Below are 660 nucleotides of genomic sequence, written 5' to 3'. Positions count from 1 at the left end.
GTACCGGTAACGGTTACTGATGCTGATGGAAAAACAGCAACCAATAACTATACAATTGTAGTAGTTGATCCTTTATTGTTACCGGCAGCAACTTTACCTGATGGTTTAACCGGAACTGTTTATCCAACACAGACTATCCCAGCTGCAACTGGTGGAACAGGGCCGTACACTTATACTGCAACAGGTATTCCTCCTGGCTTAAGTTTTAATCCAGCAACAAGAGAAATTACCGGAACACCGACCCAACCTGGAATATATACGATACCGGTTACGGTTGTTGATGCAAACGGTAATACCATTATTTCTAATTACACCGTAAAAATTACTGATCCTTTATTGTTACCTACAGCAACCTTAGCTGACGGCACTACAGGAACGGTTTATACTACACAGATTATTCCAGGTGCAACCGGAGGAACTACGCCTTATACTTATTCGGCAACAGGTGTTCCTCCAGGTTTAACTTTTAATCCATCAACCAGAGCCATTACCGGTACACCAACAATACCAGGAACGTATAGCATATCCGTTACGGTTACAGATGCTGATGGAAAAACGGTAACTACAAATTATAGCATTATTGTAAATAGCCCATTGGTATTACCAGCTGCAACTTTGCCAGATGGAACAGAGGGCGTTGCGTATGCTACGCAAGTTCTC

At 42.4% G+C, this 660-nt stretch carries 1 protein-coding gene; it reads left to right on the top strand.

Annotation, left to right across the window (positions count from 1 at the left end; translation table 11 throughout):
* Positions 1 to 660 (top strand): Ig domain-containing protein (locus tag IM793_RS24690; protein ID WP_193426175.1); only part of this gene is annotated, 660 nt, incomplete at both ends.

Source organism: Pedobacter sp. MR2016-19 (assembly GCF_014947265.1).
In the GTDB taxonomy this organism is placed as follows: Bacteria; Bacteroidota; Bacteroidia; order Sphingobacteriales; family Sphingobacteriaceae; genus Pedobacter.
This window is presented reverse-complemented; position numbering and strand designations above follow the sequence as displayed.